The organism is Mesorhizobium sp. ESP-6-4 (assembly GCF_020164735.1).
Lineage (GTDB): Bacteria > Pseudomonadota > Alphaproteobacteria > Rhizobiales > Rhizobiaceae > Mesorhizobium.
In genome coordinates this window covers 1-16,364 of record NZ_JAIUGS010000001.1, presented here as the reverse complement: position 1 = coordinate 16,364, position 16,364 = coordinate 1, and the positions used below count along the sequence as shown (strand labels likewise).

Annotated in this window: 14 protein-coding genes, 1 tRNA gene and 3 pseudogenes; 8 read left to right on the top strand and 10 right to left on the bottom strand. The window is 62.4% G+C overall.

Annotated elements, in window-relative coordinates:
- On the top strand, positions 1-882 hold the full coding sequence (gene nadC / locus LB523_RS00090; RefSeq protein ID WP_224600471.1) for a carboxylating nicotinate-nucleotide diphosphorylase: 882 nt from the start codon (positions 1-3) through the stop codon (positions 880-882).
- 127 nt (positions 883-1,009) lie between these two features.
- Here nadC and LB523_RS00085 read toward each other — a convergent pair whose 3' ends face one another.
- The 7 genes and pseudogenes from LB523_RS00085 to LB523_RS00055 form a co-directional block, all read right to left on the bottom strand.
- A complete protein-coding gene (locus LB523_RS00085; protein WP_224600980.1) occupies positions 1,010-1,975 on the bottom strand; it encodes an ABC transporter ATP-binding protein in 966 nt (321 codons plus the stop codon).
- Positions 1,976-1,977: 2 nt separating this feature from the next.
- Positions 1,978-2,985: an ABC transporter ATP-binding protein gene (locus tag LB523_RS00080; RefSeq protein WP_224600470.1), complete on the bottom strand. Its 1,008-nt coding sequence runs from the start codon at positions 2,983-2,985 to the stop codon at positions 1,978-1,980.
- A gap of 4 nt (positions 2,986-2,989) precedes the next feature.
- A pseudogene (locus LB523_RS00075) lies at positions 2,990-3,906 on the bottom strand (dihydrodipicolinate synthase family protein).
- 14 nt (positions 3,907-3,920) lie between these two features.
- A complete protein-coding gene (locus LB523_RS00070; protein ID WP_224600979.1) occupies positions 3,921-4,793 on the bottom strand; it encodes an ABC transporter permease in 873 nt (290 codons plus the stop codon).
- A 17-nt stretch (positions 4,794-4,810) separates the two neighbouring features.
- On the bottom strand, positions 4,811-5,770 hold the full coding sequence (locus LB523_RS00065) for an ABC transporter permease (protein WP_224600469.1): 960 nt from the start codon (positions 5,768-5,770) through the stop codon (positions 4,811-4,813).
- A 71-nt stretch (positions 5,771-5,841) separates the two neighbouring features.
- Positions 5,842-7,428: an ABC transporter substrate-binding protein gene (locus LB523_RS00060; RefSeq protein ID WP_224600468.1), complete on the bottom strand. Its 1,587-nt coding sequence runs from the start codon at positions 7,426-7,428 to the stop codon at positions 5,842-5,844.
- A gap of 20 nt (positions 7,429-7,448) precedes the next feature.
- The gene (locus LB523_RS00055; RefSeq protein ID WP_224600467.1) at positions 7,449-8,186 is read right to left on the bottom strand and encodes a FadR/GntR family transcriptional regulator; all 738 of its coding nucleotides are present in this window, start codon (positions 8,184-8,186) and stop codon (positions 7,449-7,451) included.
- Positions 8,187-8,277: 91 nt separating this feature from the next.
- On the opposite strand from LB523_RS00055, the gene LB523_RS00050 reads away from it, so the two are divergent.
- The 5 genes and pseudogenes from LB523_RS00050 to LB523_RS29355 form a co-directional block, all read left to right on the top strand.
- Entirely contained in the window at positions 8,278-9,249 is a 972-nt protein-coding gene (locus LB523_RS00050) for a Gfo/Idh/MocA family protein (RefSeq protein WP_224600466.1), read from the top strand.
- Positions 9,246-10,232: a Gfo/Idh/MocA family protein gene (locus tag LB523_RS00045; protein WP_224600465.1), complete on the top strand. Its 987-nt coding sequence runs from the start codon at positions 9,246-9,248 to the stop codon at positions 10,230-10,232. Before LB523_RS00050 ends, LB523_RS00045 begins: the two co-directional genes overlap by 4 nt.
- A complete protein-coding gene (locus LB523_RS00040) occupies positions 10,225-11,163 on the top strand; it encodes a dihydrodipicolinate synthase family protein (RefSeq protein ID WP_224600464.1) in 939 nt (312 codons plus the stop codon). The genes LB523_RS00045 and LB523_RS00040 overlap by 8 nt, the downstream gene beginning before the upstream one ends.
- A 612-nt stretch (positions 11,164-11,775) precedes the next feature.
- Positions 11,776-12,030 (top strand): hypothetical protein, encoded by a 255-nt coding sequence (locus LB523_RS00035; protein WP_224600463.1) that lies wholly within the window; start codon positions 11,776-11,778, stop codon positions 12,028-12,030.
- A gap of 12 nt (positions 12,031-12,042) precedes the next feature.
- A pseudogene (locus LB523_RS29355) lies at positions 12,043-13,035 on the top strand (tyrosine-type recombinase/integrase); the annotation flags it as partial.
- A gap of 191 nt (positions 13,036-13,226) precedes the next feature.
- On the opposite strand, the gene LB523_RS00025 reads toward LB523_RS29355, so the two are convergent.
- Positions 13,227-13,302, bottom strand: a tRNA-Ile gene (locus LB523_RS00025).
- 220 nt (positions 13,303-13,522) lie between these two features.
- On the opposite strand from LB523_RS00025, the gene LB523_RS00020 reads away from it, so the two are divergent.
- Positions 13,523-14,233 (top strand): SIMPL domain-containing protein, encoded by a 711-nt coding sequence (locus LB523_RS00020; protein WP_095766646.1) that lies wholly within the window; start codon positions 13,523-13,525, stop codon positions 14,231-14,233.
- Positions 14,234-14,499: 266 nt separating this feature from the next.
- Here the strand turns inward: LB523_RS00020 and LB523_RS00015 are convergent, their stop codons facing one another.
- Together LB523_RS00015 and LB523_RS00010 are read right to left on the bottom strand one after the other, a co-directional pair.
- Positions 14,500-14,853 (bottom strand): hypothetical protein, encoded by a 354-nt coding sequence (locus tag LB523_RS00015; protein WP_095766645.1) that lies wholly within the window; start codon positions 14,851-14,853, stop codon positions 14,500-14,502.
- 323 nt (positions 14,854-15,176) lie between these two features.
- Entirely contained in the window at positions 15,177-15,623 is a 447-nt protein-coding gene (locus tag LB523_RS00010) for a YcgN family cysteine cluster protein (RefSeq protein ID WP_224600462.1), read from the bottom strand.
- Between the two features lie 193 nt (positions 15,624-15,816).
- On the opposite strand from LB523_RS00010, the pseudogene LB523_RS00005 reads away from it, so the two are divergent.
- A pseudogene (locus LB523_RS00005) lies at positions 15,817-16,364 on the top strand (flagellar motor protein MotB); the annotation flags it as partial.

Below are 16,364 nucleotides of genomic sequence, written 5' to 3'. Positions count from 1 at the left end.
ATGACGTCACCATTGCCTCTACCCTCGATCGTTATCGAACCGATTGTGCGCAGTGCGCTGCTGGAGGACCTAGGCAGAGGCGGCGATCTGACAAGCGATGCAGTTATCCCTTATGACAGCACCGCTACGTTTGCGCTTACCGCGCGGCAGGCCGGCGTGATTGCCGGTCTCGATTTGGCAGCCTACGCCTTCCTGCTCATCGAATCGACGATCGACCTGCAGATACAGCGCCCTGACGGCAGCGAAATCGCGGCGGGTGAAACCATCGCCAGCGTGAGCGGGCCGGCACGCGCCCTGCTCGCCGCCGAGCGCACGGCGCTCAACTTCCTGTGCCGCCTCAGTGGCATTGCGACGGCAACAGCAGCGCTCGTCGAGGCCGTTCGCGGCCATAAGGCTCGAATCGTCTGCACGCGAAAGACAACACCTGGCCTGCGCGCCCTAGAAAAATATGCCGTGCGAGCCGGCGGTGGGGCCAATCACCGCTTCGGCCTCGACGACGCCATGCTCATCAAAGACAACCATATTGCAATTGCCGGCGATATTCGCACGGCCATCGAGCGGGCGCGGGCAGCTGCAGGCCACATGGTGAAGATCGAAGTCGAGGTCGACACGCTTGAACAGCTCGATGTCGCACTAGCGACGGGAGTCGACGCGGTGCTGCTGGACAACATGTCCGTCGAGCAACTGATTCACGCGGTAGCGATGGTGGGTGGGCGCGTCATTACCGAAGCGTCTGGCCAGATAACCGCGCAGACTGCACCCGCAATCGCCGCAACCGGGATCGACCTGATTTCCGTTGGCTGGATCACGCATAGCGCGCCGATCCTCGACATCGGCTTGGACGCGGTCGTCGATGTGAATAAGAACAAGTTTTTGAACTGAGCACAGCGTAGAAAAAGACGCTGAAGCTCGGACCACATAGCCGCGCCCGGTTCGGCGGCCTCTCCAGATACTCGATCATCACCGGATCTTTGTTGCGGGCATGCGCAGCGGACATCAACAATTCGCTTCACTCGATGTCGTCGCGGATGCAGGCCTTCCGGTGCCGGGGAGCGACCTCTGTCAAGGCAGGCGCCACCTCAGCGCAAGCTTCGACGGCGTACGGACAGCGCGTCCGGAAAACGCAGCCCGACGGCGGATTTGCCTGGCTTGGTATGTCGCCGTTGAGAACTTGTCGCCGCCGCTTGACGGCGGTGTCGAGCGAAGGGATCGCGGAGAGCAAAGCCCGGGTGTAGGGATGTCGCGGGCTCGCATAAAGCTCCGCGGCGGGGGCCACTTCCATGATCCGCCCCAGATAGAGCACCACGACCATGTCGCAGATATATTCGACGACCGCGAGGTCATGCGAGATGAACAGCATCGTCAGACCAAGGCGAAGCTTGAGGTCGTGCAGGAGATTGATGACTTGCGCCTGGATCGAGACGTCGAGCGCGGATACCGGCTCGTCAGCGACGATGAATTCAGGCTCCAGCGTGAGAGCGCGCGCAATGCCGATGCGCTGCCGCTGACCGCCGGAGAATTCGTGCGCATAGCGGTCGAACGCGTCTGCAGACAGCTCGACCGCGAGGAGAGCCTCCTTCGCTCGCGCGCGGCGCTCGGCCTTACTGCCGATGCACTGGATATCCAGGCCTTCGGTCAGGATCTGTCCGATCGTCATGCGCGGCGAGAGGCTGACGAAGGGATCCTGGAAGATATACTGCATCTTGCGCCGCTGCCGGCGCAGCTCGGTCGCGCCGAGCTTGGTGATGTCGATCCCCTCGAATCTGATCTCGCCTGAAGTCGGCTCGATGAGCCGGAGCACCGAGCGTCCGATCGTGGTCTTGCCCGAGCCGGATTCGCCGACGAGCCCGACGACTTCGCCACGCACGATGTCGAAAGAAACATCCTGAAGTGCCTTGACCACCGGACCACGGGAAAAGGCTTGAGGCGCGAAGTGCTTGGTCAGGTTGCGGACAGAAAGATAGGGGGCCGGCATCGCTAGAGTTCCTCCCATCTGAGACACCGGCTCTTCTGGCTCGGCGACACCTGATAAAGTTGCGGCACGGCGGTCCGGCAGGCATCGATCGCCATGCTGCAGCGTGGCGCGAAGGCACACCCCTTTGGCAGCATGGCCAGCGAGGGAACATTGCCGGCGATGGTGGGCAGCGGTGTGCCGGCGGCCTTCAGCGCGGTCGCCTCGCCGAGGCGCGGCGCGGAGCGCATGAGGCCAACCGTGTAGGGGTGACGCGGATGGGAAAACACCTGCGCCACCGGTCCGGATTCGACGATGCGTCCCGCATACATGACGGCGACCCGGTCGGCGATCTCGGCCACGACGCCGAGATTGTGGGTGACGAAAAGAATGCTCATGCCGCGCTCGGCCTGCAGTTTTTCCAGAAGCTCCAGGATCTGTGCCTGGATGGTCACGTCGAGCGCCGTCGTCGGCTCGTCGGCAATGAGCAGCGTCGGGTCGCAGGCAAGCGCCATGGCGATCGTCACGCGCTGGCGCATGCCGCCCGACAACTCGTGCGGGTATTGGAGCGCCCGTCGTTCGGGATCCGGAATGCCAACCTGCACCAGCAGCCGCACTGCATCCAGCGCGGCCTCGCGTCGCGATTTGCCGAGATGGATGCGGATCGGCTCCGCGATCTGCTCGCCGACCGTGAAGACCGGATTAAGGCTGGTCATCGGCTCCTGAAACACCATGCCGATGTCATTCCCCCTGATGCGCCGCAACCCTTCGGCATCGAGGGTGGTCAGCTCAGCTTCGGTGCCGTCCTTGCGCCTGAGCCTAATCGATCCCTCGACGATCCTGCCGACGCGTCGCGGCAGCAAGCCCATGATCGACAGGCTCGTCACCGACTTGCCGGATCCCGACTCGCCGACGAGAGCGACGGTTTCGCCCGGCGCGATCGTCAGGCCGATGTCCTGGATTGCAGCAATCTCGCGCCCCGCGATGCGGAACGCGGCGCGCAGGCCGGAGACGTCGAGGGTAGGCGCGCCCACGGCTTCAGCCAAGCAATCCAACGTCGCGCAGGATGGTGTCGATCTTCGCCGCCTCCTCGTCGTTCAACGTGCGCTGCGGGCGCGCCATCGTGTGCGAGGCGATGATCCCCAGGCTGCGCATCGCCGACTTGAAGGCGCCGACGCCGGCCGAGCCGGCGCTTGTACGGCCAAGCGAGATCGTCACGATCTCGAACAGCTTCAAGAGGCGCTCCTGTTCGGCCCGAGCAGCCTTGTGGTCACCCGCCTGTAGAGATTCCAGAGCTTGACGTAGCCACGCGGGTCGACATTGGCGAGCCCCGGAACGACACCATGAGCGCCCATCGACAGCGCGGTGTCGACCATGATCTCCGACCCGGTCATGCCGAAGAAGCCGCGGTCGCTGGCCATATCCTGCAGCACGTAGCGAAGATTGCCGTCGTCGCCGCTGGAGTCCTTAAGTCCGGCCACGATCCCCTCCCTGGCCATGGTCACGGTCGTCTTGCGCTCCAGTTTTACGTGGACGCAGACCGGAATGTCATAGGCGATGATCGGGATATCGACCGCATCCCTGATGTAGCGGAAGTGATCGATGATTTCGGGCTGGCTGGTCCGTGTGTAGAACGGCGCGGTGACGACGATGGCATCGGCACCAGCCGCCTTGGCAATCCGGGAATGCTTGATGACGCGATCTGTTGTCGGGTCGATGACGCCGACGAAGAGAGGCACTCGCCCGTTGTTGACCTTGACCGCATGCTCGACGATCGTCTGGCGGGCGGTTTCATCGTGGAACACGACCTCGCTGGTCGAGCCGAGCACGAACAGGCCGTGCACGCCACCGTCCAGGAGATTTTTGACACTCCGCGTGAAGGACGGGAAGTCGACGCTGAAATCGGGATTGAGCGGGGTGACGACGGGTGGCACGACGCCGGTGAAGAGAGGCATTTTGAACCTTTTGGTCAGTTGAGATCGGATCTGGGGTCGAAGGCGTCGCGCAGGCCGTCACCGATGAAGTTGATGGCCAGAACGGTGAGCACGAGGGCCGCGCCGGGAAACATCCATTGCCAGGGATACTGCTCCAGCACGATTGTCGAACGGGCAAGGTTGAGCATGTTGCCCCAGCTGGCCTCGGGCGGCGGTATGCCGAGCCCAAGAAAGGAGAGGCCTGCCTCCAGCAGGATCGCATTGGCGATCTGCAAGGTAGCGTAGACGACCAGTATGTCGATTGAGTTCGGCAAACCATGGCGTAACAGGAGGTGCGGCATGCGCGCACCCATCCCGCGCGCCGCAACGACGAAATCGCGTTCGCGCAGTTCCATGAGGCGTGCGCGGACCATGCGCGAGAGCACCGGCCAGGACAGCAGCGAGATGACGAGGATGGTCGGCATGATCCCCGTCCCGGCGATCGAGGCGAGCACCAGAAGAAAGATCACCGGCGGCAAGGTCATTGCGAGATCGACGAGGCGCATGACGGTGCTGTCGACCACGCGGCCGCCGAAACTGGCGATCGCACCGACCAGAAAGCCGATGACTGTCGAGATTGCGACCGAACCCACGGCAACGATCAGGGAGATGCGACCGCCCTCAAGGACACGCGCCATGACATCACGGCCGACGCCGTCGCTGCCCAGCCAATGCGCCACCGACGGCCCTTTGTTCATTGCCCTGAGATCGATTGCATTCGGCCCGATTGGCCACCACAGGTGATAGGTCGAGACGGTAAGCAGGATGGGGATCAGGATGATGAGACCGGCGCGTGCGGCGCGGTTTGCGATGAAGCGGCCAAATGCCCGGCGCAGTGGACCCTTTGTCCGTGGCACTCCCTGTCCCATGCTTATCGTTAGGGCCATCACGACACCCGAATGCGCGGGTCGACAAACGCATAGGCGATGTCGGTGAGAAGATTGACGAGGATGACGCAGGCGCCGACCACCAGGGTCGCGCCCATGATGACCGGATAGTCGCGGGTGCCGACGGCGTTCACGAGCAAAAGCCCCATGCCCGGCCAGTTGAAGACGCTCTCGAGAAAGATCGCTCCGCCCACCGCGATGCCGATGGTCGAGCCGATCAAGGTGATCACGGGAAGCAGCGCGTTGCGCGTGGCATGTTTCATGATCACCCAGAACTCGCGCACGCCCTTGGCCCGCGCAGTGCGCACATAGTCCTGACCGAGAACCTCGAGCAGCGAGGAACGCATGTACCGCATGATCATGGCCGCATGGCCGATCGACAGCAGACAGGCGGGAAGGGTGAGATGTGTAAGCACGTCAAAGACCGAGAATGGCGTTCCGGGCGTCTGCATGCCGCCGGATGGAGCCCAGCGCAGCAGAACCGAGAAGAAATACAGGCCCAGCAACGCGGTCAGGAACGCCGGACTGGAAATGCCGACAAACGACAGCACCGAAAGGGAAATGTCGGGCCATGCGTTGCGTCGAACAGCGCTGACGATGCCGCCGGCGATTCCGACGACAACCGCTATCGCGAGGCCGGTCCCCATGAGAAGCGCAGTCGGGCCGACGCGTTCCAGCACCAGCGGAAGCACCGCGTCGCCGCTCCGCTGGATCGAATAGCCGAAATCTCCCGACAGGGCGGCGCGAAGCCAGCCGAGATACTGGATCGGCAGCGGCTGATCGAGGCCGAGGCGCAGGCGCAGTGCCTCCAGGTCTTGCGGCGACAGTGGCACCGACGGATTGATATAGGCGTCGATCGGATCGCCGGGCGCGAGCCGCAGCAGGAGGAAGATCAGGACGCTCAATGCGAGCACCATCAACAATCCTGCGGCGCTGCGGCGGGCGATGAAGCTCAGCATGGCTTTCACGTCTGGCGGCTGACCAGGCCGGCACCATGGTGATGCCGGCCTGGATGGCGAAGTTATCTATTTCACTGGATGTCCCAGAGTTCGGGATGGGCCGCATAGGGGCCGCCCGCCGGAGCCGGCGTCCACACGAAATCCTTCAACTTCTTGGAAGCGACGCCGTAGCGATTTGCTACCCACAAGGTCGCCCAGGGCAGGTCCTTGTTCATCGCCTTGCAGACATCCTGCCAGGAAGCGTTGACCTTTGCGGGATCGGTCTGCCCGAGAGCGGCATCAAACGCTGCGCTCAGGTCGTCGAACTCGATGCGCATGGTGTTGAAGCCCGCCGGGGGGAGCTGCGACTTGTTGAGGCCAGGATTGAGCCCCGCCGGATTCGGACCGTTCTGCAGGCCGGCATAGATCATCGGAAACGCGTTCCAGTCCGGCGTGCCTTGCTTGTAGACGATGCCGTTATAGGTTGGCGTATCGACGACACGCGGCACGATGTTGACGCCGACCTGGCCAAGCATCGACTGGATGGCGGCCATGACGTTGGCGGCCTGCGGCGAGCCGTAATAGGTCAGCAGGGTGATCGGCTTGTCGCCGTTGATCTTGTCCCAGCCGGCCTCGGCGAGCAGTGTCTTGGCCTTTTGCGGATCGTAGGCGTAGGGCTCCAGCCCTTCAGGCACCAGATGCGGCGCGACGTAGCCGCAGTTCGCGACCTTGGCGGCACCGCCATAGAGGCTCTTGACGATCGCGTTTCGGTCGATCGCATACATGATTGCCTGGCGCACCTTCAGGTCCTTGAAAAGGTCCACCTTCTGGTTGAGGCCGATGTAGTTGACCACGTAGGAGCCACCTTCGATCAGCGTGTAGTTGCTGTCGTTCTTGAATGTGGCGGCGTCGTCCGGCTCGACATAGGTGAACTGGATTTCGCCGGCACGAAGCGCGGCGACGGCCGCCGCCGGGTTCTCGAAATAGCGGTTGATGAGCGTGTCGACCTTGGGCTTGCCGCCGCGGTAGTCGTCATCCGCGGAGAGCTCGACATATTGGTCCGTCACGTATTGCTTGAATTTGAACGGACCGGTTCCGACCGGCGTCGTCGACCACCATTTGCTGTTGGCCAGCTGTTCGGGCGCGATGCCGGCAAGTGCGTGCTCGGGCAGGATCAGCACCTGGGTGATGACGGCGAGGAAGGAGCCATTGGGCTTCGACAGCTTGATCACCACCGTGCGGTCGTCCGGCGTCTCGACCGACTGGATGTCGCCCAGGCGGGCAGCAAAGAGGCTGCCCGACGCCTTGTTCCTCGCAAGATCGAATGTGAACTTCACGTCCTTGGAGGAGAAGGGCTTGCCGTCGTGCCAGGTCTCCTTAGCAAGGTTAAATGTATAGGTCAGCTCGTCGTCGCTGACCTTCCAGTCCTTGGCAAGACTGCCTTTCAGCTCGGTCAGCTCGGCGTTCCAGACGACCAGCGGCTCGAAATAGGTGCTGAGCCAAGTGAAGCCGGCGGTCGACACGAGCGGGTTGAAATTCTTGGGCAGGCCGCCCGGACCGACATCGAAGCCGCCGGCGATGGTCTTGCCGGACTGCGCCTCAGCGACTGTGGCAAACGCGGTGCCGGCGATCAGCAGGCCGGCAAGGGCCAGACGACACGCAGTGTTCCTTATGCCCATGATTTCCTCCCTTGGCATTTTCACGTGTTTCGGTTTTTGGCTATGACTTGCTGGATTCCCCGATAGTGATCGTCGAGGCGCTGGCGCGCTCGCTCGATATCCTTGGCCGCCACGGCCTCAACGATCTCGTGATGGTCCCGCCACGTGGCGAGTGGCGTCGGATTGTCCAGGTTCGCGAAGTTCGATGCCTTGTTGAACGCGATCCAGAAGATGTCGATCAGCGCGCTCAGCATGCGGTTGTTCTGGCAACGGAACAGCAGCTGGTGGAACTGCTGGTCCTCGGCGGCGAAGCTTTCGTTTCGCTCTGCGCGCCGGCGCATTTCCTCGGTCAAGCCGCGCAAAGCCTCGATGTCCTCGGCGCTTATCATCTCGACCGTCTTGCCGATGAGCCCCGTCTCAAGCACGCGGCGCATTTCGCGGAGCTCCTCGACGTCGCGCAACGAGTCCTGCAAGCCATAAGCGAGATTGTCGAGCAGCGGCTTGAAAGAGAACTCCTTGACGAAGACGCCGATGCCCCGGCGCGTCTCCAAGATGCCGATCGACTCCAGCGCCTTGATGGCCTCACGAACTGAGTTGCGTCCGACACCGAGCTGCTGGGCAAGGAATGTTTCCGGGGGCAGCGCGTCCCCGGCCTTGAGCTTGTTCGCCTCTATGTAGTTCCTGAGGCTCTCCTGCACCGTGACATGCAGCAAGGGTGGGCGATTGAGTGGCTCGAGCGACTTCATCGCCTGCACGTTTGCTTCTTCCTCCTTGGCCATTTCCGCATGCTTCCACGAAATGAGCATTGTCGGCCTGTACTGATAGCGACTTGTAGGATATCCTGCAAGCAGCAAAGGAAAGCGCCTGCACATGAAGATCATTCTTGCCGGTTCGAGCCACTGGCACGCCGGAATGCACCTGGACGCTGCCCGCGCCGCCGGCGGCGAAATCATCGGTGTTTGGGACGAGAATCAACAACACGCAGAGATGTTTGCGCGGTCGAATTCGCTGTGCTCAATCGATCGCTTCGACGATGTGCTCGCGGCCGGAGCCGACGTCATTCTTCTGATGGGACATCCCCGCAGTGTGCCGGAGCGGGCGCGCCGGATTATTGATGCAGGCATTCCCTTGATCCTTGAGAAGCCGGCGGCAAGCAACACTGAGATTTTGTCGGAACTGCTCGAGCTGAGCCGGCGTCGAAGTGCCTTCGTGAGCGTGCCGTTCCCCAACCGCTTCGGACCAGCGGTCACCGCGTTCCGCAAGCTGCAGCAGCAAGGCCGTGCCGGGACCGTTGCGCATGGCCATTTCAGGATCGTCAACGGCCCGCCCGAACGCTATGCGCAAGATGGGGTAGCCTGGATGGCCGACCCAGAAATCGGCGGTGGCGGCGCGTTGCGCAATCTGGGCATCCACGGCATCGACGCCGCGCTCGACCTCGCTGCCGGCCGCCTCAGGCTGACAACGGCATACGTGGGCAACCGCATCCACAATTCACCTGTCGAAGACTATGCGCTGCTGATGGTTGAGGACGAGACCGGTGCGATGTTCACCGTCGAGGCGGGCTATACCTTTGCATCCATGCGCCCCGGCGGTGATTTCGAATGGCGCATCGTCAGCGCCAACGCGACTTTGATCGATCACGGCGACAAAGCTATCTCGGCCAGCCTGGATGATGGAGCAGGCACAGAGCTCACGCCGGAACCACCGGCGACGCGCTACCGCCTTTGCATGCGCGACACTTTCGACCGGCTGGCGCGAAACGAGCCGGCGACGATCTCTCTCAATGACTACGTCGCGGCAATGTCGCTCATCGATACCGCTTACCGGAAGGCACGAGAATGATTGGAGTTGGGATTATCGGCGCCGGGCATTTTGGCGCCGCGCACGCGCATGCGATCGAAAAGGTAGATGGCGTCCGCCTTGTCGCGGCATGCCGCAATGACGAGCCCGCGCTTAGCGCCTTCACCGCCGAGCACGGTGGCCGCGGCTACAGGGACTGGCGCGCCCTCGTCGAAGACAGGGATGTCGATGCCGTTCTCATCGCCACGCCGCACCATCTGCACACGGAGATGGCGATCGGCGCGGCACAGGCCGGAAAGCACATCCTGCTGGAGAAGCCGATGGCTCTGACCGCCGCCGCCTGCGACGCGATCAATGCCGTGGCCGCTGCGAATGGCGTCAAGTTGATGGTCGGCCATCTGATGCATTTCTCACGCCCTTGCATGGCGGCAAAGGAGGCGCTCGCCGAGGGGTCGCTCGGCCGCCCGCTGATCGCTTCAAGCTGGATGATCAAGTTGTGGATGGAGCAGAACCGGCGGGATTGGCATCTCGGCTATGGAACCGGCGGCGGCATGCTCATGACCGCGGGGATTCATGCGCTCGACCGGCTGGTCTGGCTGATGGATGACGACGTCGTCTCGGTCGGCGCCATGCTCGGCGCCAAATTCCATGACCAGGAGGCGGACGACGCCTCGATGCTCAGCCTCCGCTTCGCAGGCGGTGGCATCGGCCAGGTCCAAAGCGTCGGCTACCGCGACGGCGTCGCCAGCTTCGCAATGGATTTGGTCTGCGAGCACGGCACGCTGCGGATCGACATGGACCGGGGCACGTCGCTCGGTCGCGGCACCCGATTGACCGATCTGCCGAACTCATTCGAGCCAAACTGGATGCACAATGCCGTTATCCGCGAATGGACGCATTTGCGCGACGCGATCCTTAACGATGCGCCGGTCACCGCGATCGGCGACTATGGCCGCAAGATCATCGCCATTATCGAGGCTGCATACCGATCGAACAAAAGCCGCAGGGAGGAAGAACTTGCCTGACCATCTCGCCGCCCTGCCCGCCAACGCGCCGCGAGGCATCTGGGGCGCCGTCCTACTTGCTGTCGGCGAGGATGGTGAGATCGACTGGAGCGCGACGCGCGAAACCGTTGCCAGCCTGTGCGCCTCCGGCGTCGACGGCATCTATTCGAACGGCACGGCATGCGAGTTCCACTCTCAGACCGAGGACGAGTTCGACAGATTGAGCGCGTTGGTCGCGGAGGAGGCAGATCGTGCCGGTGTTCTTTTCCAGATTGGCATTAGCCAGTCGAACGCGCGCGTAGCGCGCGAGCGTCTGCGGCGTGTTGTGGAGTTGTCGCCTTCAGCCATCCAGTTCACCCTGCCCGACTGGTGGCCGCCGAGCGACGGTGAGATTTGGCGTTTCGCGAAGGGCCTCGCCGAGACGGCGCCAAGCCTCCCCCTTGTCCTCTACAACCCGCCGCATGCGAAACGACGGCTTACGCTGCAGGCTATAGCGCGCCTCCGTGAGGCAGCGCCGACATTGATCGGCGCCAAGCTACCGGGAGGCGACGAGAACTGGTTCGATGAGATGCGAAAGCTGCTGCCGGGGTTCTCGGTATTCGTGCCCGGGCATACGCTGGCGACTGGTTACGCTCAAGGCGCCCACGGCAGCTATTCCAATGTCGCCTGTCTCAGTCCAAAGGGTGCATTGTCGTGGTGGCAGCAGATATTGAGCGGCGCACCGGATGCTATCGAGATGCAGGCGCGCATAGGGGCATTCCTGGCCGATCACGTATTGCCGCTCCGCGAGCGTTGTCAGGTCAGCGACGCCGCGCTGGACAAGGCAATGGCTGCGGCCGGCGGCTGGGGCAACATCGGCCCGCGCCTTTTGTGGCCATACTGTTGCGTCCCCGATGCTGAGATCGTGCCGTTGGCAACGGCGGTTCGTACGAGCTTTCCGGAGTGGTGGTAGAGGGCTGCACCATGAACCCAGCAGATCGGTGTCTTGAGCAAAATATTGACCTGACGTCGCCGGCTGAAGGCGTGCGTGGCGCGGTCGCTCTTCCTTGCACTACGAGGCAATCCAACGTCTCGACAGATTGGCGCGCAGGTCGGCTGGATCTTATCCCGTGCTGCTGTTCGTCATCTGCGGCTGGTTGGACTTCACCTTCTGGAGAGTGGGATGTATGCGCAATATTTCACCTTGCGGACCAGACCCTTGCTGTCGGTGATTTCAACGGAAAAGCTTTTCCGTCGAGCATAGATTGTTTTAACGTGCGGCAGAGGCTTACGCCTTCCTCGGCTACAACAACGTGATACCGAGCGGTGCTATGCGGCTCGTCACGTCCATAGCGCCGCTGAACGGCCTGCTGCTGCTTCTCCCGTCGGCGGGATAGTGGTAGCGGACCTTCGACTCGACTCCTCGAGGTTACATTGCGGACGGCCAAACGATCCCGTTCATACGCCTCGACAGTAATTCACCGCACAGTCCGTCCCACGTCTCTTCCGGTGGTTGCCGTCACGATCTAGATCCCAATCGCTACACAGAAATCCACCCGCAAAGTCGCGGGGACCGCAGGTGGGCATGGTCATGAAAAGCGACTCCTTCTCCTATCGTCCTCGGGGTCTGTCGCGTGAAGAAGCCGCCCGGTACGTTGGCGTGGGCGTGACCAAATTCGATCAAATGGTCGCTGACCACCGCATGCCGAGGCCGAAGAAGGTTGACGGCCGCGTGATTTGGGATCGCTTGAAACTCGAAGCGGCGTTTGCCGAACTACCTGGAGACGATGATGAGAATATCGTCGACTTCCTGTTGCAAGGGAATCATCGCAGGGAATAGATTCATTCTGCCATGACCGACAAATATCCCGGCCTCTCCTCCTACACCGATCGCCATGGAAAACTGCGGTGGCGCTATCGGACGAAGGAGCGTGTGGTTAGTCTGCCGGCCCCCAATCAGCCGGGATTCAAGGAGGCCTACCAAGCAGCGGTAGAGGGCCGGAAAGTCCCAAAGGCTGCTGTGGTCCGTATGCCTGGAGCCGCCCTGCCCGGCACATTCGGAGCTGCCTTTCAACGGTTGAAGATCTCAGTCAAGTGGCTGGCGCTTGACGAAGCCAGCAAGCGCAAGAACACGCAGCTGATTGAAGAGTTCCTTGAACTCCGGGTGGTCGCAGATCACCCGCTCGTCTGGCGGGACGTAGCGGTAAAGAACCTTCGACGTATCCATATTGAAGAGCTTCTTGGCCGCTTCATCGCCACGCCCCATAAGGCCAAGCATCTGCTGGTGGGCATACGCAAGCTGGTCTATGTCGCGCTGCGGCAAGACTGGATCGAAATAGACCCCACAGCAGCGGTCGAGTGGCGCCCTGCCTATGCCGGTTGGAAAGCCTGGTCGCGCGAAGCGATGGCGCAATTCGAAAACCGTTGGCAGCTCGGCACCGCGGCACGCACTTGCTACGGTTTGGCGCTTTGGCTGGGCAATCGCCGCGGCGACGTGGCGGGCCTGCGTTGGGACCAAAGGGTCACCCGCCGTGTGTTCATCGATGGCGTCGAGCGTCACTTCGACGGGTTTGATATCGTTCAGGCCAAGAACAGGGGACGAACTGGCGGCAAGCGGCTTTTCGTGCCGATCACACCAATGCTCTCCGAGATTTTGGATGCGGCCGACAGGCGCGGCGAGACCGTGTTGGTCAACGGCTATGGAGAGCCGTTCTCCGCCAAGTCCCTGACTGGAATGATGGCGCATTGGTGCAAGCTTGCCGGCCTGCCGAAGGGGCTGACCCTGCATGGACTAAGGAAGTCGCTTGGCGTCTATCTGGCCGAGGCAGAGGCTTCGACCAGGCAGCTCATGGATGTGCTCGGTCACGACGACATCGATCACGCCGAGCTCTATTCGCGCGAGGCATCGCAAGTACGGCTAGCGGTCCAAGGGATGGATCGAGTCGTACGGCTCGTGACGCGCAAGCCGATGCTTGGCGAACCTGTTGGCGAACCTCGTGGCGAACCACCCTCTAAAGCATTGATAAATAACGACAATGGTGGGCCCGGAGGGACTCGAACCCCCAACCAAGCGGTTATGAGCCGCCGGCTCTAACCATTGAGCTACAGGCCCCACGCGGGCTGGCTTAGTGTTTTTCTTGTCGTCGCACAAGGCTTTCGAAAGCTCTGGCGCAAAACGCCAAAATCAGCCCATATTCGCGCCGTAGAGCGGCCTGCGCCCATATGGCGCGAGAAAGGTCCAGCCCTTGCACCGCACTGCAGGAATCGGCGCCCTTTGCGGGTCGAGGCAGATGCGGCACGGGGGAGGCGGACCGCAGACTTCGAGGAGTTTCATGACCAGACAACTTTTGCCCATCGCGCTCGCTGCCGCGGTCGCGTTCCCGGCGCTGGCGAGCGCCGCCGACATCCAGCCTCCGCCACGCATCATCGTGTCCGGCGAAGGCGAAGCGACCGTGGCGCCGGACATGGCGATCCTTTCGCTCAGCGTGATGCGCGAGGCCAAGAGCGCGCGCGAAGCGCTCGACGCCAACAACGACGCCATGGCGGCGGTGATCGCGGCGATGAAATCCGCTGGCATTGCAGAACGCGACCTGCAGACCGCCGGCATCCAGATCAACCCGCGCTACAACTACACCAACAAGGCCGACGGCAGCCAGGAAGCCGAGCTCGTCGCCTATCAGGTGACCAACACGCTGTCGGTGCGCGTGCGCGACGTCGACAAGACCGGCGAGATTCTGGACAAGGCGGTGTCGCTCGGCGTCAACCAGGGCGGCGGCATTGCTTTTACCAACGATAATCCGAAGGCCACGATCACCGAGGCGCGCAAGAAGGCCGTCGCCGACGCGATGGCCAAGGCAAAGACCCTCGCCGAAGCGGCGGGCGTCAGTCTGGGCAAGGTGCTCGAGATCGCCGACCAGAATGTCGCGCCGGTGCCGATGCCGATGGCGGCCAAGTCGTTCGATGCGGCCCGTTCGGCCGTCCCCGTGCAGGCCGGCGAGAATTCCTACAACGTCCAGGTCACGGTCACCTTCGAGCTGAGGTGACATCCGTCCCAGCCGCGGACATGCCGTTAGAGCAATTCCAGGAAAAGTGTGAGCGGTTTTCCGTCCGGAATTGCGTCAAAACAAAGAGATAGAGCGGTTCGCCGTTTCCGTGAAACGGTGAAACGCTCTAGCAAAACGCCCCGCAGGATCATCCTGCGGGGCGTTTTCGAGCCGCGCCTCATCTTGAGGGGCTCAGCTACTCATAGGCGATTCTCGCAGAGGATCGTCCGCATAAGCGATCCTCGAACGGGATCGCCCTTTCAGCCTCAGCGGTAGATGATCGGGCAGCCGCGCTCGTTGGCGAACACCACCACGACACGGTCGCCATACTGGCGACCTGCCACCTTCACGGTACGGCGGCTGATGTCGACGATGCGGGCGCGGTGCAGACCCATGCGCTCGGCCTTGTCGAGGGCGCGGTCCGGCGAACAGCCGCGCCAGTCGCGGTCGCGGCGCCAGTCGCGGCGATAACCGTCATCGTCGCCGGTGTAGATGCCGAAACGCGGGTCGTGCCTGTCCCCGAAACCGAGATAGAGGCTGTCCGCATGCGCCGGAATGGCGGTCAAAGTGCCAAGCCCGACAAGGGCCGAAAGGGCTGCCGTCCTGATCGTGTTGAACATCGTCTTCTCTCCTTATTGTGGGCTGTCGCCCGTAGAACCGATGACTGGAAGATGCCCTTTTGCGTCTGAACCTTCCGCGAACCGGCCATTCATGTCCGGTTCATATAAGCGCCAACCCGCCAGGGTTCGTCGCTCGTGCCAAAATCGCGAACCCCTTAGGCGCGAACCCGCCAGGGTTCGTCGCTCGTAAGTGCGTAAAAGCGAGGCCCCTCAGGTTTCTAAACGCGAACCCGCAGGTTTCGTCGTTCCTCGTCAAAAGCGCCTCGTCAGCGTTCGTCATCTAGAGGCGAACCCGTCAGGGTTCGTCGTCCAGACGCGAACTGCTAAGGTTCGTCGTCCAATATATAATCAAAATAATCGTCCGGGTCGGCCAGATCGGTTTCCTTGGCCTTCACCCGACCCCGGATCGAGATGCCGGCCTCGTGCACGGTCTCAGCGCTTCCCGAAACAAGTCTGTGCCACCAGTAGAGATCATGGCCCTCGGCAATAAGCCGGTAGGCACAGGTTTTTGGCAGCCAGGTGATGGTGCGCACATTCTGTGGCGTCAGGCCGACGCAATCGGGCACCCGCGCCAGGCGGTTTGCATAGTCGGAGCAGCGGCAGTTCTCGGCGTCGAACAGCCTGCAGCCCACGCTTGTCCAGAAGATCTCGCCCGTATCCTCATCCTCGAGCTTGGACAGGCAGCATTTGCCGCAGCCGTCGCAAAGCGATTCCCATTCGGCCGGGGTCATCGCATCAAGCGTCTTGGTTTTCCAGAATGGCGCGGTCATTTGGCTGGATTTGGCCCTCCGCGGTCTTCCGGTCAAGCGCTGTGTGGCGGCGACCCAGTATCAACATTAGAAAAACACGAAATTGCCTTCAAAAGGCCGGCCAGGCATCCTTGGTTGGCGCCAATGCCTGACGGAACCAATTATGGTTGATGAAAGTTTGGGCAGGGATGGGACCCCATTAGGAGAAATCGATATGAAACGCCAACCACGGATTCTGGCGGGCACGGCAATCGGCCTGCTTATGGCATCCGCGCCGTTGGGCGCGTACCCGCTTCAGGGGAGTGTCGCTTCCGGCGGCCTGCACGGAGCGCCGCTCGTGCTGGCTCAGGCCGCCTGCGCCGAAGGCCAGTCGGCCGAAGAATGCGCGCAAGGCGGAGCCGAACAGCCGCGTAGAAAGAAGCGCGAGCAGCAGCAGCAAAGCGAATCGGCGCCGGCCGAACAGGCCGCGCCCGCCGAATCCGAGCAACAGCCGCGCAAGAAGCGGCACGAGCAGCAGCAGACGGAGGGCGCCCAGTCCGGGGAAGCTGCACCGGCCGAGCAGCAGTTCAAGCCACGCAAGAAGCGCGACCAACAGCAGCAGATCGAGGCGGCACCCGCCGACCAGGGCGGCCAGCCTGCGGCCGACGAGCAGCAATTCAAGCCGCGCAAGAAGCGCGACCAACAACAGCAGATCGAGGCGGCACCCGCCGACCAGGGCGGCCAGCCTGCGGCCGACGAGCAGCAATTCAAGCCGCGCAAGAA